This window comes from Microbacterium protaetiae, assembly GCF_004135285.1.
Classification (GTDB): Bacteria; Actinomycetota; Actinomycetes; order Actinomycetales; family Microbacteriaceae; genus Microbacterium; species Microbacterium protaetiae.
Genome location: NZ_CP035494.1, coordinates 16433 through 39513 on the forward strand (window position 1 = coordinate 16433; position 23081 = coordinate 39513).

The 23081-nt window shown below is 68.0% G+C and carries 24 protein-coding genes; 8 read left to right on the forward strand and 16 right to left on the reverse strand.

The window, feature by feature from the left end; all coding sequences use genetic code 11:
* The 5 genes from ET475_RS00105 to ET475_RS00125 all read right to left on the reverse strand — a co-directional run bounded on the left by ET475_RS00105 (position 1) and on the right by ET475_RS00125 (position 4811).
* Positions 1 to 438 (reverse strand): hypothetical protein, encoded by a 438-nt coding sequence (locus tag ET475_RS00105; RefSeq protein WP_129384873.1) that lies wholly within the window; start codon positions 436 to 438, stop codon positions 1 to 3.
* Positions 435 to 1682, reverse strand: coding sequence for a dihydroorotase (locus ET475_RS00110; protein WP_207205379.1), 1248 nt, complete (start codon positions 1680 to 1682; stop codon positions 435 to 437). Before ET475_RS00110 ends, ET475_RS00105 begins: the two co-directional genes overlap by 4 nt.
* 68 nt (positions 1683 to 1750) lie before the next feature.
* Positions 1751 to 2587 (reverse strand): iron-sulfur cluster-binding protein, encoded by an 837-nt coding sequence (locus ET475_RS00115; protein ID WP_129384877.1) that lies wholly within the window; start codon positions 2585 to 2587, stop codon positions 1751 to 1753.
* Positions 2584 to 3876 (reverse strand): Zn-dependent hydrolase, encoded by a 1293-nt coding sequence (locus ET475_RS00120; protein WP_129384880.1) that lies wholly within the window; start codon positions 3874 to 3876, stop codon positions 2584 to 2586. The genes ET475_RS00115 and ET475_RS00120 overlap by 4 nt, the downstream gene beginning before the upstream one ends.
* On the reverse strand, positions 3873 to 4811 hold the full coding sequence (locus ET475_RS00125; protein WP_129384882.1) for a dihydroorotate dehydrogenase: 939 nt from the start codon (positions 4809 to 4811) through the stop codon (positions 3873 to 3875). Before ET475_RS00125 ends, ET475_RS00120 begins: the two co-directional genes overlap by 4 nt.
* Positions 4812 to 5023: 212 nt before the next feature.
* Here ET475_RS00125 and ET475_RS00130 point away from each other — a divergent pair, with 212 nt between their 5' ends.
* Positions 5024 to 6268: an MFS transporter gene (locus tag ET475_RS00130; protein WP_129384884.1), complete on the forward strand. Its 1245-nt coding sequence runs from the start codon at positions 5024 to 5026 to the stop codon at positions 6266 to 6268.
* A gap of 22 nt (positions 6269 to 6290) precedes the next feature.
* Here the strand turns inward: ET475_RS00130 and ET475_RS00135 are convergent, their stop codons facing one another.
* The 6 genes from ET475_RS00135 to ET475_RS17705 form a co-directional block, all read right to left on the reverse strand.
* Positions 6291 to 7172 carry a L,D-transpeptidase gene (locus tag ET475_RS00135; RefSeq protein WP_129384886.1) on the reverse strand — a complete coding sequence of 294 codons (882 nt, stop codon included), beginning with the start codon at positions 7170 to 7172 and terminating at the stop codon, positions 6291 to 6293.
* A 37-nt stretch (positions 7173 to 7209) separates the two neighbouring features.
* Entirely contained in the window at positions 7210 to 8049 is an 840-nt protein-coding gene (locus tag ET475_RS00140) for a Cof-type HAD-IIB family hydrolase (protein ID WP_242497703.1), read from the reverse strand.
* A complete protein-coding gene (locus ET475_RS00145) occupies positions 8046 to 8618 on the reverse strand; it encodes a cysteine hydrolase family protein (RefSeq protein WP_129384888.1) in 573 nt (190 codons plus the stop codon). Before ET475_RS00145 ends, ET475_RS00140 begins: the two co-directional genes overlap by 4 nt.
* A 53-nt stretch (positions 8619 to 8671) precedes the next feature.
* Positions 8672 to 9247 carry a dihydrofolate reductase family protein gene (locus ET475_RS00150; protein ID WP_129384890.1) on the reverse strand — a complete coding sequence of 192 codons (576 nt, stop codon included), beginning with the start codon at positions 9245 to 9247 and terminating at the stop codon, positions 8672 to 8674.
* A 63-nt stretch (positions 9248 to 9310) separates the two neighbouring features.
* Positions 9311 to 10252, reverse strand: a complete 942-nt coding sequence (locus tag ET475_RS00155) for an RNA polymerase subunit sigma-70 (protein WP_242497704.1) — start codon at positions 10250 to 10252, stop codon at positions 9311 to 9313.
* The gene (locus ET475_RS17705) at positions 10249 to 10386 is read right to left on the reverse strand and encodes a hypothetical protein (RefSeq protein ID WP_165310646.1); all 138 of its coding nucleotides are present in this window, start codon (positions 10384 to 10386) and stop codon (positions 10249 to 10251) included. Before ET475_RS17705 ends, ET475_RS00155 begins: the two co-directional genes overlap by 4 nt.
* A gap of 291 nt (positions 10387 to 10677) precedes the next feature.
* Between ET475_RS17705 and ET475_RS00160 the strand changes: the two genes are divergently transcribed.
* On the forward strand, positions 10678 to 12348 hold the full coding sequence (locus ET475_RS00160; RefSeq protein ID WP_129384892.1) for an ABC-F family ATP-binding cassette domain-containing protein: 1671 nt from the start codon (positions 10678 to 10680) through the stop codon (positions 12346 to 12348).
* On the forward strand, positions 12345 to 13298 hold the full coding sequence (locus tag ET475_RS00165) for a beta-ketoacyl-ACP synthase 3 (protein ID WP_129384894.1): 954 nt from the start codon (positions 12345 to 12347) through the stop codon (positions 13296 to 13298). Before ET475_RS00160 ends, ET475_RS00165 begins: the two co-directional genes overlap by 4 nt.
* A gap of 40 nt (positions 13299 to 13338) precedes the next feature.
* Here ET475_RS00165 and ET475_RS00170 read toward each other — a convergent pair whose 3' ends face one another.
* The gene (locus tag ET475_RS00170; RefSeq protein ID WP_129384896.1) at positions 13339 to 15840 is read right to left on the reverse strand and encodes an ABC transporter permease; all 2502 of its coding nucleotides are present in this window, start codon (positions 15838 to 15840) and stop codon (positions 13339 to 13341) included.
* Positions 15837 to 16610, reverse strand: coding sequence for an ABC transporter ATP-binding protein (locus tag ET475_RS00175; RefSeq protein WP_129384898.1), 774 nt, complete (start codon positions 16608 to 16610; stop codon positions 15837 to 15839). The genes ET475_RS00170 and ET475_RS00175 overlap by 4 nt, the downstream gene beginning before the upstream one ends.
* A 109-nt stretch (positions 16611 to 16719) precedes the next feature.
* Between ET475_RS00175 and ET475_RS00180 the strand changes: the two genes are divergently transcribed.
* Both ET475_RS00180 and ET475_RS00185 read left to right on the forward strand, forming a co-directional pair.
* On the forward strand, positions 16720 to 17961 hold the full coding sequence (locus ET475_RS00180) for a sensor histidine kinase (RefSeq protein WP_129384900.1): 1242 nt from the start codon (positions 16720 to 16722) through the stop codon (positions 17959 to 17961).
* A complete protein-coding gene (locus tag ET475_RS00185) occupies positions 17949 to 18587 on the forward strand; it encodes a response regulator transcription factor (RefSeq protein WP_129384902.1) in 639 nt (212 codons plus the stop codon). The genes ET475_RS00180 and ET475_RS00185 overlap by 13 nt, the downstream gene beginning before the upstream one ends.
* A gap of 18 nt (positions 18588 to 18605) precedes the next feature.
* Here the strand turns inward: ET475_RS00185 and ET475_RS00190 are convergent, their stop codons facing one another.
* On the reverse strand, positions 18606 to 19064 hold the full coding sequence (locus ET475_RS00190) for a MarR family winged helix-turn-helix transcriptional regulator (RefSeq protein WP_129384904.1): 459 nt from the start codon (positions 19062 to 19064) through the stop codon (positions 18606 to 18608).
* A gap of 121 nt (positions 19065 to 19185) precedes the next feature.
* Here ET475_RS00190 and ET475_RS00195 point away from each other — a divergent pair, with 121 nt between their 5' ends.
* On the forward strand, positions 19186 to 19929 hold the full coding sequence (locus tag ET475_RS00195) for an SDR family oxidoreductase (RefSeq protein ID WP_129384906.1): 744 nt from the start codon (positions 19186 to 19188) through the stop codon (positions 19927 to 19929).
* Here the strand turns inward: ET475_RS00195 and ET475_RS00200 are convergent.
* The gene (locus ET475_RS00200) at positions 19909 to 20355 is read right to left on the reverse strand and encodes a MarR family winged helix-turn-helix transcriptional regulator (protein WP_242497705.1); all 447 of its coding nucleotides are present in this window, start codon (positions 20353 to 20355) and stop codon (positions 19909 to 19911) included. The genes ET475_RS00195 and ET475_RS00200 overlap by 21 nt on opposite strands.
* Positions 20356 to 20423: 68 nt before the next feature.
* Here ET475_RS00200 and ET475_RS00205 point away from each other — a divergent pair, with 68 nt between their 5' ends.
* Together ET475_RS00205 and ET475_RS00210 are read left to right on the forward strand one after the other, a co-directional pair.
* A complete protein-coding gene (locus tag ET475_RS00205; protein WP_129384910.1) occupies positions 20424 to 21896 on the forward strand; it encodes an MFS transporter in 1473 nt (490 codons plus the stop codon).
* Positions 21893 to 22672, forward strand: coding sequence for an alpha/beta fold hydrolase (locus ET475_RS00210; RefSeq protein ID WP_129384912.1), 780 nt, complete (start codon positions 21893 to 21895; stop codon positions 22670 to 22672). Before ET475_RS00205 ends, ET475_RS00210 begins: the two co-directional genes overlap by 4 nt.
* A gap of 10 nt (positions 22673 to 22682) precedes the next feature.
* Here the strand turns inward: ET475_RS00210 and ET475_RS00215 are convergent, their stop codons facing one another.
* Positions 22683 to 23030, reverse strand: a complete 348-nt coding sequence (locus ET475_RS00215; protein WP_165310648.1) for a MerR family transcriptional regulator — start codon at positions 23028 to 23030, stop codon at positions 22683 to 22685.
* Positions 23031 to 23081: the final 51 nt, after the last annotated feature.

A 23081-nucleotide genomic window follows, 5' to 3' on the forward strand; every position in this document is an offset into this window, starting at 1 on the left:
TCAGCCTGCGGCGGTGAGACCGATCGACACTATTGCGCCGTCTTCGTCGTCTGTGCCCACGACCGATCCCACACCCACGACGGTTGCACCGGCGGCTGCTATCGCCGACCCCGCCGTCGCTGCAGACACCTGACGTGATGCGTCGTAACCGACGAGCACAACCCGATCGCCCTCGCGCAGACGCGGGTAGAAAGTCAGCAGACCCTCATCGAGTTCGAGCAATGTCAGAGTTGCCCCCGTCTCGCGCGCGACGACATGTCCGAGCACCGCATCGTCAGGATTGTCACCGACCACGACCGCAGTCGGTGACAGATCGCGAAGCCGCTGCGCCAGTCGCGCTCCCAGCGCCTCGGCAACAGCGGGTGTTGTCGTGGGCGAACCGGTTACGCCCAGTTGTGCACTGAGGTCGGTGACGGCTTGTTCGAGCTTGGGGTTCACGTTATCTCCTGGGTCAGAGGTCTGGACGTACATTCTCGCGTAGCGCCGAGGGGAAAGCCACGCCTGCGCGTCTCCGCATACGCTGCTTCTCCCTCGATGAGGGTGAGTGTCGTGCGCCATCCGAACTGTCGGCCCTCGAACGGCGTGTTCGCCGAGCGCGTCACCTGTTCTTTGGCACGTACGACCGTCGGGCCAGGCTCGACAAGCGTCAGGGTGGCAGGTTCGCCGACGGCTACCTGACGACCGGCGATGTCGTCAATGCCGCCGATGCGCGCCGGCGCGTGCGACATCACCGACGCCACCCGAGCCCAATCCACCCCGTCGACTCCCGTGCACAGCTCGGCGACGACAGGCAACGCGGTCTCCAGCGCCGTCAGACCGAACGCCGCCGTGCGCCAGTCCCCCGCCTTGCGCGGTGCACTGTGCGGCGCGTGGTCGGTTCCGATGGCGTCGATGGTCCCGTCTCGCAAGGCGTCCTGCAGAGCACGGACGTCGTCGGGGCTGCGCAGCGGCGGGTTGACCTTGAGCGACGGGCCGCGTTCGGCTGCGTCTTCGTCGGTCAGAAGCAGATGATGCGGCGTGACCTCGGCGGTGACAGTCAGTCCGCGTCGCTTCGCATCCCGGATGAGTTCCACCGTTCCGGCCGTCGAGACGTGACACACGTGAAGCCGCCCTCCGGTGGCCGCGGCAAGTGAGATGTCGCGCGCAACGATCTGTTCCTCGCCGCGCGTCGGCCAGCCAGGAGCATCCACTCGATGCGCAACCCGGGCGTTGATGACCCCATCACCAACGATCTCGCGACCTTGCGCATGTTGGGCGAACACCGTACCGGCGGCATGCATGCGTTCGAGAATGCGGCGTGCAACGAGGTCGTCATCGACGCAACGCCCGTCATCAGAGAACATGGTGACGCCGGCCGATGCGAGCGCATCGACGTCGACGACGTCGCGCCCCTGAAGGCCGAGTGTGGCTGCGGCCACGGGATGCACGCGCACTCGGGCATCGCTCAGTCGCTCGCGAAGCCGCTCCAGCCTGTCGACGCTGTCGGTGACCGGCGAGGTGTTGGCCATCGCGAACACATCGGTGAACCCTCCGCGGGCCGCCGCTGCGGTGCCCGAACGGATCGTCTCGGAATCTTCGTCGCCTGGTTCGCGGAGGTGCGTGTGCAGATCCACGAGACCTGGGAGGACCACGGCCGGCGAATGCGGGGTGCCACCCTTGGACGCGGTGATGCTGATGATCACGCCGTCCGCGAACGCGATATCGACCAGGTCGCCTCCGAGACGAACACCTCGCAAAGCACCTCGCGTGTTCACTGCGAGCGGCCGTCCCGCTCGAGGGCGAACACCGGACCGTCGGCACAGACGAGGAGGCCTTCGCTGTCACCATCGCAAGGGAGGGCGCACCCATGACAATAGCCCAGACCACATGCCATGTGAGCCTCGAGTGAGACCTGCACCGGCGCCGACCACCGTCGCCCGAGCTCAACCGCGAGGCGTGCGAGTCGCTGCGATCCGCAGACCATGATGCCGTCAGGGCCGTCGGCGCCGAAGTGGTCGATCACGGTCCTTCCGACGCTCGCGGTGTCACTGGACGCCGCCTCGTCGGTCACTGTGAACGCCGTCACCCCCAGCTCGACGGCGTCGTCGATGCCGATGAGCCCGGCAGAGGACCGAGCGCTGAGCACGGCAGTGGCCTGGCCGCCGCGCGCGGCGATGTCTTCTGCGACAGTCATGAACGCGCACACGCCGATGCCTCGACCGAGAAGGAGCACGTTCTTCTGAGCACTCGAGAGCTGAAAGGGCCGCCCGAGAGGGCCGACGAGCTCGAGGCTGGTCGCCGCAGACAATGCAAGCGATTCGGTGCCGGCTCCTGCGACCTTGTAGATGAGTTCGATCGTGCCGTCGTGCGGGCGACGTCGGTGGATGGCCATCGGGCGAGGAAGGACAAAGCCAGGGATCGTCACCATCACGAACTGGCCGGGCAGAGCCGTTGCCGCTATGCGTGCGGAGTGCAGCACGAGGCGGTGATTGCCCGCACCCAGCGGTTCATGCCGCACTACGCGGGCGATATCGGCCACAGGGTCGGGCTGGGGCCCGGCGGGCAGCGGCCGAACGACCTCACGCGCGGGCACCTCAATGACGCTCATCGGCTGACATCCAGTCTGGTCATCGTCTCGAGAAGCACTCGCACGCCGGTGGCAATCTCGTGCGTTGCAGTGAACTCCTCAGGAACATGGCTGAGTCCCCCGCGGCTGGGGACGAAAATCATTCCAGCGGCGGTCACCCGGCCAATCTGCTGGCTGTCGTGGCTCGCACCGCTCGGCAGTTCGCAACTGCGCGCACCGACCGCGTCGGCGCTGGTCGCGATGACGGATGCGACTGCCTCGGACAATGCCTCGGGATCGATGTCTGCCATCGTCTCCACGACGACCGTGGTTCCGTCCGCTGCCGCAATGTGCGCGAAACGGTCGGCGAGGAGACGCGCAGTCTGCCGCTGCCGCGCCCCGTCGATGTCGCGGATGTCGACAGTGAACTGGACCTCACCGGGAATCGTCGTGATCGAGCCGGGCTCGACCTCAAGCGTGCCGACCGTGACCCGGGTGCCATCGTGCTCGACATCGCGGGCTGTCGCGTCACCGGCCAGAATGCAGGCCGCAGCGGTGACGAGCGCGTCGTGCCGCAGATGCATCGGAGTCGCACCCGAGTGTGACGCGACGCCTTCGATGCGCACACGCAGCCGGGTGCTTCCCGATATCCGAGTGACGACGCCGACATCGAGCGAGCGTTCGGCGAGCAGCCCTCCTTGTTCGATGTGCAGCTCGACGAAGGCTGCCCAGTCTTCCGGCGACCAGCGGGCCTCGGCGATGCGCGACGGATCGATTCCGACCGATTCCATCGCCTCGCGCAACGAGATGCCGTCGGCATCGACAAGCTCGCCGAGGTCGTCGGTCGCCGTCGAGCCCGCGATGATCCGGCTGCCATTGCATGCCTGCCCGAACCTTGCGCCCTCCTCACCGGCGAAGGCGACGAAGCGCCAGGCGCGGCGCGGCGCGAAGTGTCGTTCGCCGGCGGCTTTGGCGACCGCCATCGCAGCGACGACGCCCGCGACGCCGTCGAAGCGTCCACCCGATGGAACACTGTCCAGGTGAGAACCCGTGCCGATGACCGCAGCGTGCGGCTCGGTGCCCGGCAACTCCGCGATCGTGTTGCCGGCAGCGTCCGTGGATACCACCAGCCCGAAGGAGCGCATCTGGGCCGCGAAGTGCTCATGGGCGCGACGCTCTAGTGGTGAATACGCGAGGCGCGTCACGCCCACCGTCGACGCTGTGAGAGCCGCGAATGCATCGATCTGCTGAGCGATATAGCGCTCGTCGACGGCGCCGAGCAGGTCGCTCGCCGCGCTCGATTCGGCAACTGTGTGCACCGATGTGCTCATTTCGTGCTCCTTTGCAGCTGGGCCACGACCTCACGAAGCGATGTCGTGCCGTGTTCGTCGGCCAGTCGGACAAGGTCTGCGGCAATGCGCGCGAGAGCGCGCGGATGGCTGAAGCCGGCGGTGCCCACCTGCACGGCACTCGCGCCGACACTTATGTATTCGAGGGCGTCGGAAGCCGACTCGATTCCTCCACACCCGATGACCGGGATCTGGATCGCCTGACTGACGAGCCAGACCAAGCGCAGGATGATCGGTCGGATCCGTGGCCCGCTCAGCCCGCCGATCATGTTTCCGAGGGCAGGATTCATCGACCTCGGATCAACCGGCAGCACCGGGACGCTGTTCGATACACACACGGCGGCGGCACCGCCGTTCTGCGCCGCCCGAGCACAATCTCCGATCGACGACACCAGGGGCGAGAGCTTGACGATCAGCGGCCGGTCGGTGGCCACGCACGCGAGTGCGACGGCTTCTTCGATCGCGACCGGATCCGCACCGATCTCCACTCCGTGCTTATCGAGGTTCGGGCACGACACATTCAGCTCGTACGCGTCGGCGGCGTCTCCCAGCATCTCAAGCACGTGGGCATATCCCGCAGTCGTGTGTGCCCCGACGCTCGTGATCACGGGAACTCCGATCTCGCGGTATCTGGGATGGAGGGTCTCCAGGTACCCACGCGGGCCCGTGCTGGGGATCCCCACGCTGTTGAACATCCCGGAAGGGCCCTCGGTGATTCGGTTCGGAGAATTGCCCCCGCGCTCGTCGAGGAAGACGGTCTTCGTCACCGTTGCACCGATGCCCGCAAGCGATCCCAATCGTGCGAGCTCCGGCCCGAAGCACCCAGAGGCCGGCATGACGGGGTTCTCGAGCCGAAGCGAGCCGATCTGGACAGGCAACCGGGTTGCGGTGGTCACCGCTCGTACAGTCGTGCTCATCGAAGGTTGCCTCCTCGCAAGAATTTCGTGTCGTGAAATTTCTACTTCCACGAGACGATCAACGGTAGATCACCGATCGATTGGCGTCAACTCCCTTCGCATACACTTGACACAATTCTTCCCGTTCGGGATACTCGTGGTTTCCAGTACGAAATCATCATTTCCACACCACGAAAATCCCCCTCACCAGGAAACCGACGAAGGAGTCGCTGATGGCAACAACCATTCCGGAGGTATCGTCCGAAGATCGCGCCGAACGTTCGTACACCCGCAAAGCGATCTTTGCGGCCGCGCTCGGCTACGGTCTCGACGGCTTCGATCTGCTCATCCTCAGCTTCGCGCTGAGCGGCATCATCGCCTCGTTCTCATTGAGCGATGCCCAGGCAGGTTCATTGGCCACTATCACTCTCTTCGGAGCGGTGGTCGGTGGAATCGTGTTCGGCATGCTCGCCGACCGTTATGGTCGCGTCAAGGTCCTGAGCTGGACTGTGCTGATCTTCGCGGTGTTCACCGGACTGAGTTCGCTTGCACAGGGTTTCTGGGACCTTGCCGCCTATCGGTTCCTCGCCGGTGTCGGTATCGGCGGTGAGTTCGGAATCGGCATGACTCTGGCGGCAGAGGCTGTGCCGGCCCGAGCCCGCGCACGGGCGACATCATGGGTCGGAGTCGGCTTTCAACTCGGCGTCTTCGCTGCAGCGCTCGTCTCGGCGCCGGTGATCGCCCTCTGGGGCTGGCGTGGTCTTTTTGTCATCGGAATCGCGCCCGCCATCTTCGCGATGGTGGTCCGCCGGCGGCTGCACGAGCCACCCAAGTTCGCCGAGAAGCAGGCGGCCGGCCAGACTCCGGCGATCTCGCATTGGGCCTCGATCAAGCTGCTGTTCCGTGATAGGACCACCACACGCATCACTTTCGCCATGATCATTTTGACCACCGTGCAGAACTTCGGCTACTTCGGGATCATCACCTGGTTGCCGAGCTACCTCTCCGACAAACTCGGGCTGGGTGTGACGCGCGGATCGCTGTGGACCGCTGTGACTGTCATCGGTATGCTCACCGGCATTGTCGTCTTCGGTCAGCTCGCTGACCGTCTCGGCCGCCGCAAGGCCTTCTGGATCTTCCAGGTCGGCGCCATCGTGTCGATCCTCGTCTACAGCCAGCTCGCCGACCCGACGGCTCTTCTGCTCGGCGGCTTCGTCATGGGTGCCTTCGCCAACGGCATGCTCGGGGGCCACGGGGCCCTGATGGCCGAGCTCTATCCCACCGAGGCGCGTGCGACCGCGCAGAACGTGTTGTTCAACATCGGTCGCGCTCTGGGCGGCTTCGCCCCGGTGATCATCGCACTGCTGGCCGGCTCGTATGGATTCCCGTTCGCCCTCGCGCTCCTGCCGGCGATCTACGTGATCCAGTTCGCCGCGATGTTCCTGCTTCCCGAGCGACGCGGCGCGGAACTCGAGTAGCCGTGTCCGGTGGCCGTCCCCCTCACGGGTGGACGGTCACCGGTGTTCCCACCGGAAGGGCGGCGAGCGCAGTGATCGCCGCGGCACCGACACGGATGCAGCCATTCGAGATCGCTCCGGAATGCGCGTCGTGATAGTGGAATGCCGTGACCGCGACATCCGCTCCCCCAAACCCATCGAGCGTCGGCGACTGCACCGACAGGTACACGACCGGGTGGCCGCGTGTGTAGGCCAGGCTCGGCGCCGTGCGCACCATCATCACGAAGGCGCGACCGTGCGGTGTCGGCGTCTCGGAACGGCCCCAGGCGAAATCACCGGTCACCCGCTCGATGATGCCGTTGCGTACGATCTGGATGCGATGCTTCGAGATGTCGACCTGAATCTGCACGTCGAGGTCGCGAGCGACGACGTCACCCGTGCGCAGCCATCCCGTCAGTTGCGCTGCGTCGCCCTGTGACGGAGTGTGGGCGCGCCCGGGCAGAAGAACCTTCACCCAGCCTGCACGATGCTCGATCACCGGCACCGTCGTGCCGTCGTACGGGTCATCACGCGGCAGAACCGCGACAGGCTCACCGCCAGGATCGGCGAACACCGGCGCTGCGTCGCCGACCGGGCGGACGACCTCTCCGCTGAACGCGCCGTACGGATCATCATCGACCGGAAGCGCCGGGATGACGGCGAAAACGTCGACCTTCGGCAGCGCGCCGAGGTCGTAGCTCGGGGTGGGCGTCGGAGTGTGCGTGGCAGTGGTGCTGGGCGAGGCGCTGAGCGACGGGATGGCGGTTGGAGTCGGCGCGCTCGACGGCGGCGTCTGCGTCGTGTGGAGGGCCCAGACGGCCCCGCCCGCCAGCAGGAGGACGACGACGGTCGCAGCCGCCCATGCCGCGCGCCGCGTGCTGCTCATGCTTCCATGCTCGGCCTCGGACGTGGTGAGAGCAAGCTCACCGGTCGTCGAGCAGGTGGCGCAGTACGGTGAGCACGCCGCCTTCGGCGTTCGAGGGGGCCAGATAGCGCGCCGCGGCGCGGATGTCGGAGTGCGCGTTGTCCATGGCGAACGAGAGTTCGCCCGCACCCAGCATCTCGAGGTCGTTGAGGTAGTCGCCGAACACCGCGGTCTGCGCCGGCGAGATGCCGAACGCCTGCTGCATGGCCCGCACGGCGTGGCCCTTGTTCGCGTCCTGGCTCATGACATCGATCCAGTGGGTGTTCGACACGACGACTTGGTGCGCCGCCTCGAACGGCGCGAAGACGTCGGGGGCGACGGATGCCGCATCATCGAACGTGTAGACGGCGAGCTTGAGCACTTCATCGTCGACGGTGTGCAGATCATCGAGCGTGGTCAGCGCGACGTAATACTTGTCGACCTGTTCGCGGAACGGGCCATCGACGCGTTCGATGTATGCGCTGTCTCGCCCACACACCACAAGGCCCAGGTCGTGACCGCTGGCATTCCGCACCGCATCGATGACGCTGTCGACAGTGGGGCGGTCGATGTCGGTGGTCGAGACGACACGGCCCTCGTGCACGACGATCGTGCCGTTCTCGGCGATGTACGTGTCGGCGCCCGGGAACATCTCGGCGAGGGTGGCGTATTGGCGCCCACTGGCGGGGGCGAAGGCGATTCCGCGCTCGTGCATCTGGGTGAGCAGCGGCCAGAAATCCGCGGGGATCTCACCGGCGGCATCCAACAACGTTCCGTCCATGTCGCAGACCACCAGTCGCACGTCGACGCCGGTGGGCAGATCGGTCCACGGGTCAGGCACGGCGTTCCGCGCGTTCACAGGGCGCCGGCCACCTCTGCCGTGGTGACCACCTCGGCGAACCCGCCGCCGGCGAGGTTGATCGCCGTCGCCGTGATGAGCGTCTCGGCATCAGCGGCGCGGCCGGCACCCGCGAGGGGGAAGGTCGTGGTGGCGTCAAGCGGCACAACGACGCGGTAGCCCAGATTTCCGCCCATACGGGCTGTCGTCTCCACGCACATATTGGTCTGGATGCCGCACACCACGAGTGTGTCGATGCCACGGCTGCGCAACCAGTCATCGAGATCAGGGTCACCCAGAAAAGCGGAGTTCACCGACTTCGTGATCAGCACCGCCGGGTCGACGGCGGCGATGTCGTCGAAGAAGGCGTTGCCTGGGGCATCCCGGCGCAACGGCGACGAGGGCTTGTCGCTGTCGTGCCGCACGATGACGATCGGCAGGCCGGCGTTCGTGAACGCTGCGACGAGGTCGTTCACGTGCGCGCGGCAGCCGTCGAGGTCGGCCGGCTCGCCCCACGAGGGGTCGGTGAATCCCTGCTGCATGTCGATGACGACGAGGGCTGAGGCACGGGGAAGCTCGCGAAGGGTCATGACTCCATCTTGGCGTGCGACAGGTCCCGCCTCGGCCACGTGGCGAGCTCGCCTTACTGCCTCGAGCTCGCGGCCGTGCGGGAGAACCGGGTGAGGTATACCGACAGCGTCGCCGGGCCGACCTGCTCGGCGCTGACGAGCTCGAGCCGCCGGGGGCGGGTGAACAGCCGCCGTCCGTCGCCGAGCACATCGGGAAAGGTGAGCAGCCGGTATTCGTCGACGAGGTCGGCCTCGGCCAGCTGCCGTACGACGCTGCCACTGCCGATCACGACGATGTCGGCGTCGTTCTCGTCCACCCACGCGGCCAGCGGGCGCGCGATCGCGTGGGAGTTCGTCCACTGCTCCTGGTCGATCGGCCGGTGCGTGGCGACGACCTTGCGGGCGGCGTTCATCGCCTGCGAGAAGTCGTCGGTGCGTGCCGGCCACAGCGTGCGGAAGTGGTCCCATGTGCGGCGTCCGAACAGCAGGGTCCCCTCGGTCAGGATCGGGCCGAGCCGGAACTTGTCGCCGGCGATCCCCTGCGGGCCGTGGCGCATGGCCCAGCCACCGAAAGCGGCGCCGTCGCTGCCGTCGGGGTCTTCGACCACGCCGTCGATGCTGATGAACTGGATGACGATGACTCGGCCCATGAGGTGTGCTCCTTCGTTTCGCAGGGATGCGTCACCTGTTCATACGAACGGCGGCCGAAGGATTCATCGCTCGTGATCTTCGAAGAGCGCGAACAGCCGGGCGTCCTGGTAGACGAGCACGTGGTCGATGGCGTGGTCGGTGCCTACGAACAGCTGAAGGGTGTGCGGCACGTCGCCGTCTGCCGTCACGCGATACAAGAGCATCGCCGGCTGGCCGGTGGCTGTCGTGAGGCGAGTGCGCCACCCGGTGCCGCGCCATTCGAAGAGGTGGCGCATGAACGCCGCATACTCGTCGCGGCCCCGTGACCAGGCCGGGACCGGCGGCATCTCGAGCACGACGTCTTCGGCGACGAGGGCTGCCAGGGCGGCGGCATCCGCCCTCTCAATGGCGAGGGCATAGCGCTCGACGATGCTGCGCGACGGGATGCCGCGGCCCGGTGCCGCGGCCCGGGTCGCCGCCCGCGCGCGCTGCAGGGACGAGTTGACGGCGGCGGGCGTCAGCTCGAGGATCTGTGCGGTCTCAGCCGCGGAATACCCCAGCACATCGCGCAGCACGAGCACGCCGCGCTGGCGCGGCGGGAGCCTCTGCAGCATCGCGGTGACGGCCAGGCGCACGTCGTGGCGCCGCGTCGCGGTGCGTTCCGGCTCGGCGGGTTCGAACCAGCGTCCGGGTGCCGGCATGAGCCACGGCACGTCAAGGGCGGGCACCAGCGGCGCGCCGATCTCGATGCCCGGCTCACTCAGATCGCGAGGCAGCGGGCGCCGCGGCGCGGCGCGCAGACGGTCGATGCAGACGTTGCGGGCTATCCGGTGGCACCACGTCGACAGGCTCGCGCGTGCGCTGTCGAACCTCGACCGGGCCCGCAGCGCACGCTCGAAGACATCCTGCACGGCGTCTTCTGCATCGAACGGAGAGCCGAGCATCTGATAGCAGAAGGCGAGCAGAGCGGGGCGCAGCGCGTCGAGCTCGTCGGCATCGAAGGGCACGGGTCGGTCGCCGCTCACGTCGGCATCGCCCGGGCGTGGAGATCGGCGAGCGCCATCGCGCCACGGAAGCTCGCGCCGTGCAGCGCAACCAGCGGCACGCCGGCGCCGAGCTCGGCCCAGTGGATGTCGACGCCGTCGACCGAACGATCCATGTGCGGCATGGTAGCCCGCTCATCCTCGCCACGGGGCCAGGGGCAGGTCGTCGTGGTCGGCGCGCCCGCCGAACGCGGCGTGCGGGAGCGGCCGCCGGGATCGCACCCAGGAATGACTCGGGATCACCCTTGGTAGAATTGCCCCATGCATTTGTTCTTCCTGTGACGGTGATCTGGGCCTTCCCCGCTCGTTGAGCCTGCTCCGATGCGGCGGCGGTCATGTCGACATGGCCCCTGTGGTCACCGCTCTCGTGTGCCGTCTGATCGGCACGCCGTCACCCGAGGATTCCTGTGCTCACCCCACCTGTTCTTCCCGCGCGCTCGCGTGCCCAGCTCGTCGCATCGAACGTCGGCGTCACCCGTGGCACCACCCCCGTGCTCACCGGCGTCGACCTCGTCGTCACGCCGTCGTCGCGCATCGCCGTCGTCGGCGAGAACGGCCGCGGCAAGTCCACCCTGCTGCATGTGCTCGCCGGAACGCTCACGCCCGATGAGGGCTCGGTCACGCGCATCGGCACCCTCGAGATCGCCGAGCAGGAGATGACCACCGCCGACGAACGCACCGTCGGCGAGGCGGTCGCCGACGCCATCGCCGACGCTCTCGCGGCGCTGGCGCACCTGGATGCCGCGGCCTGCGCACTCGCGAAGGGCGATGCCGCCGCGGCAGAGCGCTATGCCGCAGCCCTCGAGCGTGCCGAGACACTCGACGCCTGGGACGCCGAACGGCGCGTGCGTGTCGCGCTCGAGGCGCTGGATGCCGAGCCCGATTGGTCGCGTCGCCTCGCCGAGCTGTCGGTCGGGCAGCGCTACCGGGTGCGGCTGGCGTGCCTGCTGGGCGGCGACGCCGACTTTCTGCTGCTGGACGAGCCGACGAACCACCTCGACCGCGCGGGACTCGACTTCCTCACCTCACGCGTGGCAGAGCGCTCCGGCGGCGTCGTGATCGTCAGTCACGACCGCGCCCTGCTGCGTGCGATCGCCACGACGACGATCGATCTCGACGCGACACCCGATGGTCGCCCGCGCGTGTACGGCGGCGGGTACGAGGGGTACCTGCAGGGCCGTCGCGCCGAGCGCGAGCGGTGGGAGCAAGAGTACGCGCAGCAGCAGGCGGAGCGGGCGCGGCTGCACGACGACCTCAGCGCCGCGCAGAATCGCCTGGTCAGTGGATGGCGCCCGCCCAAGGGGACCGGAAAGCATCAGCGGGCGACCCGCGCCGGCGCCCTGGTGCAGAGCGTGCATCGCCGGCAGGCCGCCCTCGACGCCCACGAGCTGACGATGCCCGAGCCACCGCGGCCACTGGGGTTTCCCGATCTGACCTCTCGTGCGGGAGCAAACCTGCTCACCGCGGAGAGCGTGACGTTCGAGAACCGTCTGGCCCGTCCGGTCTCGGTCGCCGTGACGGGCCGCTCCCGCCTGCTGGTGACGGGCCCGAACGGCACGGGCAAGTCGACGCTGCTCGCTGTGCTTGCCGGCGATCTGACCCCCGCCACGGGTGTGGTGCATCGTGCGAGCGGAACCCGGATCGCGTTCCTTCGTCAGGAATCGTCTCTTCCCCTCGACTCTCGCGCGAGCGACGTCTTCGCTGCGCGGCTCGACCGGCTCGCGGCATCCGGCACCCTCACTTCCGGGCAGACGATCAGCCTGTCGTCTCTGGGACTGCTCGGCCCGCGCGAAGCGGGCAAGCGGATCGGCGAGCTGTCGATGGGCCAGCGCCGACGGCTCGATCTGGCGCTGGTCCTGGCGGCGCGCCCGCAGGTGCTGCTTCTCGATGAGCCGACCAACCATCTGTCTGTCGCGCTCGTCGACGAGCTCACCGATGCGCTGCAGGTGACCCAGGCCGCCGTCGTCCTCTCCACGCACGATCGGCAGCTGTCCGACGATCTTCACGGCTGGCCGCAACTCGCGCTTGGGTCGTATGCCCCGCCGCCGATGTCGCGGGCAGTAGCGTATGGCACATGAGTGATCTCGAGCTTCGCGGGTCTCGCCTGGTCGGATTCGGCCACTTTCAGCCCGAACGCGTGCTGACCAACGACGAGTTGGCGACGATGGTCGAGACCAGCGACGAGTGGATCCGTTCGCGCACCGGCATCCGTGAGCGACACATCATCGGTCCCGACGACAGCGTCTCGTCGATGGCGGTCGCCGCCGCACGCGCGGCGATGGATGACGCGGGCGTGACGCAGGTGGACCTTGTCGTGCTCGCCTCCACGACGGCTGTCGATCGCAGCCCGAACACCGCCGGACGCGTGGTCGCCGAGCTGGGGCTGGACGGTGCCGCGGCGATCGACGTCAACACAGCATGCTCGGGGTTCGAGTACGCGCTCGGGCTCGCCGATCAGTCCATCCGGCTCGGCACGGCCACCACTGCGCTGGTGATCGGGTCGGAGGCGCTGAGCACCATCACCGACTGGACCGACCGCAGCACCTGCGTGCTCACGGCCGACGGGGCCGGCGCTGTCGTCGTGTCGAGTGCTCCGGTGGCACGCATCTCCCCCGTCGTGTGGGGCACCGTTCCCGGACTCACCGATGCGGTGCGTGTGACCGGTGACCCCCAGCGCTTCTCGCAGGACGGACGGCAGATCATGCGATGGGCGTTGAAAGATGCCGTCGGCGTCGCGAATCGGATCCTGGACACCGCCGGCGTCACGCTGGAGGACATCGACGTGCTGGCCTTCCATCAGGCGAATCTGCGCATCATCGAGCCGCTGTGCAAGGGGCTGGGTGTCACCGACCGCCAGATCGTGATCCATGACATCGAGGTGTCGGGCAACACCTCGGCCGCATCCGTGCCACTCGGGCTGTCGAAGGCCTGGCACCGCGGCGAACTCCCCCGCGGCGGCCGCGCCCTGCTTTTCGGCTTCGGTGGCGGGTTCGCGTATGCGGGCCAGGTCGTGCACCTGCCGGAGTAGTACGCCGGACCAGCGGTTCGTCGAGCAGGGACCGCGCGTGCTACTCGCGCGAGCCGATCTCGGCGATCGGCGCGCTTCGCATCGCGGACCGCGTCGCCACCGCAAGCGAGATGAGACCGATCACCACCATCGACCCGACGATGGCCACGCCCTCGATCGGCGAGAGGTTCGGCACCGGCTGGCCCGACACGCCGAAGCTGATGCCGATCAGCGGCGGCCCGGCCACCAGCATCCCGAGCACGGCGGCGATGACCACGACTATCACCGACTCGGTGCGCATCATGGCCCGCACCTGCCGGCGCGTCGATCCGATCAACTGCAGCAGAGCGAACTCGCGCCGGCGCTCCCCCGTCGCCATCACCAGTGTGTTCACCACGGCGATGGCGATGTAGCCGAGGATGACGGCGAGCGCTATCAGGTTGACGAGCGAGTCGCCCGCACGTGCGGTGTCGCCGGCGGCACGCAGTTGGCTGCGGTTCGCGACCGTGAATCCGGCGGCATCCAGGGCTGTGTGCACCTGTGCCTGCTGCCCCGGCTGCGCGCTGACGAGCACATAATCGCTCAGGCCGTTCGTCGTGTGGGCGAGCAGCGCCCTGTTGCTCATCGTCACGTCGCCGAAGCCCAGTCCGCGGGTGTAGACGGCGACCACCTTCGCGGTGATCTCTGCCCCGTCACCGAGGTGTCCGCGGACGGTGCCACCCACCGCGACGCCCGCCGCCTGCGCGGCATCCGTGCTCAGCGCCACGGTCTGCTCGCCGGACAGTGACGTCAGCGAACCTGCCACCACGCCCAGGTCCATCGTCGATGCCGTGCGGTCCGGGTCGATGCCCTGCACCGGGTACTGCTCGGAGGTCGGATCGCCGAGTTGAACGAAGCTGAAGATGATCTGGCTGAGAGCGACGGGGTTCGCCGCGCGCACGCCCGAGGTATCGGCGATGGATGCCACAGCCGCATCAGAGAGCCCGGAGCCGGTGCCGGTCACCAGCAGGTCGGCGCTCACGCCGGCGTGCGACTGCGTGGTGGCCTCGGCCGCGATGATCGATTGCGTGCCGACCTGCACCAGGCCCAGGCCGATGCCGAGCGCAAGCGGGACGATGGCTGCGGCCAGTCGACGCGAGTTACTGCGTGCGTTGGCAACCGCGAGGAATGCGGAAGACGATCCCACATGCCGCAGCGGGCCGCCGAACACCGCGAGGGCTGCCTGGACGAGGCGAGGACCGAGCAAGCCGACGGCGACGATGAGAAGAAGAGCGGCCGCGACCGGCCCGGCCACCGCTATCGTGCCCGGCACGAAGAGGGGAATGGTGCTGGCGAGCACACCGATGATGCCCAGCACCGCGCCGGTGATGGTGCGTCCGAGGCCCACGCGGGACGGCGTCGTGGATGCCTCGCGCAGCGCCTCGGTCGGACTGATGCGCGCGGGACGCCGGGCGGCCACGGCAGCGGCGATCTGGGATGTCGCGACCATCACCGCGATCGCGATGAGCGCGGGCAGCGGGCTGAACGTGAGAGCGAAGTCTGCGGGGATCACACCCGCCTGAGCGAACCCGAAGCGCATCGCCGCCGCGAGGAGGTATCCGGGAATCGCGCCGATGAGGGCGGCCACACCGGCGACGACGAGCACCTCTTGAGCGATGAGCCGGTGGATCTGCAGCGGTGTGGACCCGATGGCGCGCATCATCGCGAAGTCGCGCCGGCGTCGTTGGATGGACAGTGAGAGCGTGCCGGCGACCACGAACAGCGCAATCAGAATGGCCGTGCCGGCGAACGACGAGCCGATCGCCACGAGGGCGCCTCGTGCGCTCCCCGCGTCGAGGAACTCAGCCGCGCCACGATCGGTTCCCGTGTAGGCGACGACATCGGGTACCTGCGCGCGGATCTCGTCGGCCAGCTGTTTCGGCGAGACACCCGATCGTGCGAACACGCCGATCACCCGGGCCGCATCGCTGTGCGGTGTGAGAGCGGCGGCGGCGTCATCGGTGAGGAACACGTGTTCGGCGCGCACAGGCTGTGTGTTTCCGCCGGCCGCGACGACGCCGACCACGTGGTACGTGGCGTCGATGCCACCGTGTGCGAGCGTGACGGTGGCACCGATCTTGGTGCGCGACGCGAGGTTCGCATCCACCACGACCTCGTCGGGCGCACTCGGGGCGTGCCCGCTGGTGACGTGATACGGCGTGAGCGCGGCCGAACTCCAGCCGTGCGCCTCGATCGGCGAACCATTCCAGCTCAGCGGAACCGTCGTGTCGGCGACGATGTTCGCCGCATCCGGAAGAGCACGGACGGCGGTGAGGGCGTCGGCGGGCAACGGGACGCGCTCGGGAAGCGCGTACGTCGAGTCCTCTGGCGTGGCGAATGACTGACGTCCCCCGACGATGACATCGGCGGCGGTGTAGCGTTCGGGGTCGACCCCGCCGTGCGCGCCCGACTCGATCAGAACGCCCAGCCCGGTCGCGAGCATCGTTGCCGTGAGCACCGCCACGAAGACACCGACCAGCGTCCCCCTGTTCTGGCGGATGTCGGCCCTGACGAGCGTGTTCATTTCTCCCCCAGCGTCGCCATGCGATCGGCGATCTGCTGCGTCGTCGCACCGTCCTGATATCCGACGAAAGCTCCGTCGGCGAGAAAGATCACGCGCTCGGCATGCGCGGCGACCGCCGGATCGTGGGTCACCATGACCACGGTCTGGTTCAGGTCGCGGGTCATCTGGACCATCAGCTCCAGCACCTGCCGGCCGGTTCGCGAGTCGAGGGCGCCGGTGGGCTCGTCGGCGAAGACGGCATCGGGACGCGTGATGAGCGCCCGGGCGATGGCGACCCGCTGCTGCTGACCGCCCGAGAGCTCGGCCGGCCGCCGCTGACGAAGTTCCTGCAGGCCGACCGCGCGGATCAGGCTGTCAAGCCAGCTCTTCTCGGCCTTCGTGCCTGCCAGAAGCAACGGCAGGGTGACGTTCTCCTCCACCGTCAAGGCAGGAAGCAGGTTGTAGGCCTGAAAGACGAATCCGACGTGCTTGCGGCGGAAAACCGCCAGTCTTCCCGCCCGCATCCGTGAGATGTCGGTGTCACCGATCCAGACCGAGCCGCTCGTCGGAGAGTCAAGGCCGGCCGCGGTGTGCAGGAGCGTGCTCTTGCCCGACCCCGACGGCCCCATGATCGCGGTGAATGATCCACGTGTCAGTGTGAGGTCGATGCCGCGCAGGGCGGTGACGGCCGATGGTCCCGTGCCGTACTTCTTGACGACGGCTTCCAGTCGCACCGCCGCGGCCGTGGTCAGCGGTGCGTCGACGGTTCGTGCGGATGTCTGAATGCTCATGTCAGTGACGCTACGCACCAGCATCCACTGCCACGATCCGGCCACCCACCCAGTTCAAGGTATAGCCAGCTCTACCGCGCGCACCGCCGTACTGCGACAGACTGAAGACATGAGCGGCGCGAGTGTTCGGCGATGGTGGCGTGCGCTGCGCTGGCTTGCCGTCGAGCTCGGTGCGGGCTTGGGCTCGTTCCTGTTCCTGTTCGTCTGCCTCGTGATCTCGCCGCTGCTTGTGCTCTCGGGCGGATGGCTGCTCGTTCCGGTGGTCGTCGTACCGTTGCGGCGGTGGGCAGACCTGGCACGAGAGCGCACCGCGCGGCGCGTCCCCATCGAGTCGGCGTACAGCCCGATTCCGCCGTCGCCGAGCTTCGCCGACCGTCTGCGTTTGGCCTTCTCACGCTCGACCGGCAGAGACCTGGTGTGGCTGCTCGGCCACGGCACCATCGCGCCGCTGGCCAGCCTGCTGTCGATCGCCCTGCCGTTCGCCGCCGTCAATGCTCTGCTCGTGCCCGCGTATTGGTATCTGGCACCCGCCGATGATCCGATATCGAGCCCGTTTCCGGTGACGTCGTGGGGTGCGGCCGCCTGGTCGCCGCTCGTTGCTATCGGCTATGCGCTGCTGGCCTGGTGGGTGATTCCCGGCGTCGCGTTCGTGTTGAGGCGGGCGCAGGCGAGAATTCTGTCCCCGAGCCACAAGGCGAGGTTGGCCGCGCGGGTCACGGCGCTGACTGCCAGCCGCGCTGCCGCGCTCGACGCGCAATCAGCCGAGCTGCGGCGCATCGAGCGCGATCTTCACGACGGCGCCCAGAATCGCCTCGTGAACGTCGTCATGATGCTCGGGATCGCCGAGCGGTCGCTCGAGACGAATCCCGACGACGCGCTGCCGCAGTTGCAGCGCGCGCAAGAGATGGCGATGGATGCGCTGTCGGGCCTGCGCACCGCGGTGCACGACATCTATCCGCCCATCCTCGACGAACTGGGCCTGGAGTGCGCACTGGCCGCGGTGGCCGGTCGGTCGGCGGTGCCCTGTTCCCTCGACACGTCCAGCCTGCGCCGGGTGCCTGCCGCCGTGGAGTCGGCGGCCTACTTCGTCGTCGCCGAAGCCGTCACGAACCTCAACAAGTACAGCCGCGCGACCCGGGCTTTGATCTCGGTCGAGTCGGACACGTCTGCGATGGTGGAGAGTGTGCGCATCGTCGTCGAGGACGACGGTGTCGGCGGCGCGCACGAGCGCCCGGGCGGGGGCATCGCCGGCATCCGACGCCGTGCTGAGGCGTTCGAAGGAACGCTGCAGCTGACAAGTCCGCAGGGTGGGCCCACCAACATGAGAGTGGAGTTGCCATGCGGGTGGTGATCGCCGAAGACGACGCGCTGCTGCGCGAGGGGATGGCCTTGTTGCTGCGCAACGAAGGCTTCGACGTCGTGGCGACCGTGGACAACGGCGATGATTTTCTCGCGCTGCTGGATGAGGCGGATGCCGCGGTGCTGGATGTGCGGATGCCTCCGACCTTCACGAACGAGGGGTTGATCGCCGCCGAAGAGGCCCGTCGGCGGCGACCGGGCTTTCCCGTGCTGGTGCTGTCGGCATATGTCGAAGACCGCTATGCCGGACGGCTGCTGGCCGAGGGTGCCGAAGGCCTGGGCTATCTGCTGAAAGAGCGCGTCGGCCGGGTGGCGGCATTCACCGACGCGCTCCGACGTGTTGCCGACGGCGGCACCGTGATGGATCCGGAGGTCATCTCGCAGCTGTTGAGCAGGCGCCGTGCCGATGACCCGATCCAGTCACTCACTCCCCGCGAGCGTGAAGTGCTCGGGCTCATGGCGGCCGGCCTGGACAATGCCACTATCGCGGCGCGCCTGTTCGTCAGCGAGACGGCCGTGAGCAAACACATCGGCAACATCTTCGCGAAGCTCGGCCTGTCGACCAGCGACAGCGGTCATCGCCGCGTCTTGGCCGTGTTGGCCTACTTGCGCACCTGAGACGGCTCGTCGGCGCGACTACGCCGGTTCTGGTCTGTGCGCCGCGAGCGTCTTGGCCAGGAGTGCATGCAGTTGCCGGCGCTCCTGGTCGTCGAGGCCGACGAGCAGTTCGTCCTGCGCCAGATCGGCATCGTGCTGGATCTCATCGAGATATCGTGCGCCCGAGGGCGTGAGGGTCACGAGATTGCGACGGCGATCGCCCGGATCGGGCTTGCGATCGACGCGGGCGTCGGCCTCGAGCCGACCGATGATGCCACTGACGTCATTGCGATCGATCCCGAGTCTGCGGCAGAGCTGCGCCTGGCTGAGCGGCCCGAACTCCTCCAGCGCGGCGAGCACGGCGAAGTCGGATCGCGCCGTGAGTGGCATGTGGCGAGCGGTCATCCGCGCTCCGAGGGTGGAGACCTTGTGCGCCTGCCAGCTCGTGAGGGCGCTCAGCCGCGCCGGTGTGTGGAACTCGTCGTCGGTGTCGACCATCTCCCCAGACTAACCGTTGGCCGACCCAACAGATACGTGATACATTGGCCATCCCAACGTTGGTTACCCCAACGGTATCCCGACCGCCACCCTGGCGGTCACCTGAACTGGAGCCCTCTTCATGTCTGATCTCACCTCAGTCCCGCCGCTGCCCGGACGCCGGGTTCTCATTCCCGGCGGCACCGGCGGCGTCGGCGAAGGCGCAGTGCGCGCCTTCCTCGCCGCCGGCGCAGACGTCATCGTCCCCACCCGCAGCCAGCGCCGGGCCGACGAGTTCCGCGGTCTGCTGGGCGCTGCCGCCACCAAACATCTGCACCTTTTCGAGCACGATTACACGAGCTTCGCCGGCGCAGCCGCACTGGTCGCGACGATGCTCGAACGGCTCGGTGGAATCGACGATGTCGTGGCCACCATCGGCGGCTGGTGGTCTGGCAAGCCGCTCTGGGAGATCGACGAGACCGACTGGCAGAGCGCCTTCGTGAACCTTGCGACCACTCACATGGCCGTGCTGCGAGCGAGCTTGCCACACATGACGGATGTCGGCGCATACTCGATCATCGTCGGAGAGTCGGCGTACGTCCCGATACCCGGAAGCGGCCTGGTGAGCATGGAGCAGACGGCACTCCAGATGATGCACCAGGTTCTGGTGGCAGAACTGCAGGGTGCCAAGCGGGCGTTTCTGCTCGAGCTCGGCCCCGTCGCGACCCGCTTCGTCGCCTCGCCAGACCCCGCGCAGGTCACCTCGGAACTTGTCGGCCGGGTTGCCGTGGCAGCCTCTGCCTCAGCCGAACCCGGGCGGGTGGTGACGCTGCTGGATCAGACGCAGGCGGCCGCCGCGCTCGCCTCATTCAGCGCGGCGCGGTGAGGAGGAGATCCCCGCGCCGGGGGCTTGTTCGACCAACCGGGCAAGCATCTCTGCGAACACCGCTCGCTCACTCACCGACAGCGGTTCGAACGATGCGCGAAGAACAGCATCCATCGCCTTCGTGGCGTCTTCGAGCACTCGTGCACCCTCAGAGGTGAGCTCGGGACGAATCGCCCGGCCCGGCCCGCTCGTGCGGCGAATCAGTCCCCGCGCCTCCATCCGGGTCGCGAGGGTGCCGAAGGCCTGATCGGTCTGGAATGTCAGAACGGCGAGGTCGTGCAGCGAGGCGCCGGGGTGCGCGCGAAGGTGACGCAGGGCGTCCCACTGAACGATCGAGATCCCCAGCGGTTTCAACGCCTCATTGCCGGCTCGATGGTGCTTGACCTGCAGGCGCTTCACCGCCTGCCCGAGCTGCTGCACCGTCATCGCCATACTGTGACGATAGTCCATCACACAAGATGTTTATCTCAATATCTTGATATAAGGTTACTGATATGGGAGAGACAACCACCTCGCCGCCGGCTACGGCTGGCGCGACATCCACCCCCGAACGGCAGCGCAGCGGCTCGGCGACCATCGCCTTCGCGTGGATCGCAATGCTGGTCAGCTACCTGCCGTTCTCGGCCGTCAACGGAGGTCTCGGCCTGATCGGCGCCGACGCCCAGGCGAGCACCGCCGACCTGCAATGGGTCACCGACGCCTTCACCGTCGCGCTGGTGGCAGCCGTTCTCGCCGGTGGACGGCTCGGCGACCGCTTCGGACGCCGTCGCACGACACTGCTCGGGCTCGTGCTCACCAGCGCCTGCTCGGCGATCGGCCTGATCGCCGGCGTGCTCGCGACCGCGCCGACCGGACCGGCTTCGGCGGCCATCCCGCTGCTCTGGCTGGCACAGGCCGTCGGCGGCGTCGGCGCAGGCCTGGTGATGTCGGCGACACTGCCGCTGATCGTCGTCACCGCTTCGACCCCTGCTGCCCGCGACCGCGCGGTCGGTGTCTGGGCCGCGGCCAATGTCATCGGGCTCGGCGGCGGCCCCTTCATCACAGGGGCGGCCACTGCCGTTGCCGGCTGGCCGGCGCTGTTCGTTCCCACCGGCATCCTGGCCCTGGCCACCATCGCCTTCGGACTCGTCGCCGCTCGCGAGAGCCGCTCTGCGAGTCACTCGCCGCTTCACCTGGGCGGACTTGTCACGGGTGTGGCGGGGACCGTGCTGCTCGTGTTCGGAGCGATCCGCGCCGGTTCTCACGGATGGGTAGATGCCGGAGCCCTCGTGTCGCTGGCTGGCGCGGTGCTGCTGCTCGCCGCGTTCGTCGCGATCGAGCTGCGCAGCCGTCAGCCGATCATCGACCCGCGGCTGTTCCGCTCCGGCGCTTTCAGCGCCGCCGGGCTCTGTGCCGCCGTCGCTCTTTTCGCGATGGTGGGCCTGGTGTTCGTGGTGAGCGTCTCGCTCGCACACAGCGGCGTGCACCCGTCAGGAATCGCCCTGCAGATCGGCTGCCTGTTCGCCGGCAACGTGGCGGCCAGCATCGCCGCCGGTCCGCTGCTCGCGCGTGTGCCGGCATCCGCCCTTCTGATCGGGGGGCTGCTGATAGCGGCTGCCGGAAGCGCCGCGCTGCTGACCCTCGCGGAGGTGACATCGGTGTTCGGGCTCTCGGGGCGCCTCATCGTGATCGGAATCGGGTGCGGGTTCACCGTCGCGACCGCCGCCGCATTGGCGGTGCGAGCGGTGCCACCGGAGCAATCGGGGATGGCCGGCGTCGCGAACAACACCCTGCGTCAGATCGGTGGCGCGCTCGGGGCCGCGGTCATCGGCGCGGTGTTCACGGTGACACCGGGTGACGCCCCAGCCACCGGCGACCCCGCCCTGACGGCTCTGCACACGACGGCCTTGCTGCTGGTCGCTGTCATCCTCATCACTTCAGCCATCAGCGCGGTGCTGATGGCCACCACCAGAAAGAGCACCACATGACGACGAATTCCACCCTCATCATCACCACGACCGACGGCGAGATCCCGGTCACGGTCGACGACCGCGGCAGCGGACGCGCCGTACTGCTTCTGCACGGCGGCGCAGGCCCGGCATCCGTCACCGGATTCGCCGAGCTGCTCGCCGACCGCGCCGGCGCGCGGGTCATCACCCCGACGCATCCAGGATTCGGGGGCACCCCGCGTCCCACCGCACTGGCAACCGTCGCCGGCCTCGCCAGACTCTATGCCGGACTGCTGGATGCCCTCGACCTTGAGGAGGTCACCGTGATCGGCAACTCGCTCGGCGGATGGATCGCCGCCGAGCTCGCCCTGCGCCACTCCCCGCGTGTCAGCCGCGTGGCGCTCGTCGACGCGGTCGGCATCGAGAGCGCACAGCATCCGGTGGCCGATTTCTTCGCGCTCACCCCCGCGCAGATCGCGCAACGCAGCTACAACGACCCCACGAAGGCCGTCATCCCCGACCCTGCGACACTGCCGCCCGCGGCCCAGCAGATCGTGCTCGGCAACCGCGATGCGCTTGCCGTCTACGGTGGCGTGATGATGGATGCCGCGCTGGCCGACCGGCTCGGGTCGATCGATGTGCCCGCACTTGTCGTCTGGGGCGAGGCAGACCGGATCGCAGACCCTGACTATGGCCGTGCCTACGCTGCCGCCATCCCCGGCGCCCGCTTCACGCTGCTCGAGCGGACCGGCCACGTGCCGCAGCTCGAAACGCCCGAGCTGCTCTGGGACGCGCTGCGCGAGTTCGTCGCATAGTCGCGCCTGGCTATTGCTGGTTCGCGAGGAATTGGGTGAGCTGGTCGCGGGTGGCGTCAAGACTTCGCGCCTTGGCGTCCATATCGTCGCGGATCTCGGCGACGCGCTGCATGAGCGCGCTGCAGTCCCCCGCAATCGGGCCCGCGTCGCCGGTGCACGGAAGGACGCGCGAGACAAGTTCGGAGGGGAAACCGAGACCGAAGAGCGTTCGGATCGTGGTCACCGTCTGAACGGCGGTGTCGTCGAACTCGCGGTACCCGTTCGGTCGACGCTCGGACCGCAGCAGCCCGGTCTGTTCGTAATAGCGGATCGCCCGGGGACTCGCCCCCGTCTCGCGGCTGAGCTCTCCGATTCTCACGACGTGCACCCCTCGACTTGACCTTGACGTTAGCGTCACAGTTTACCGTCG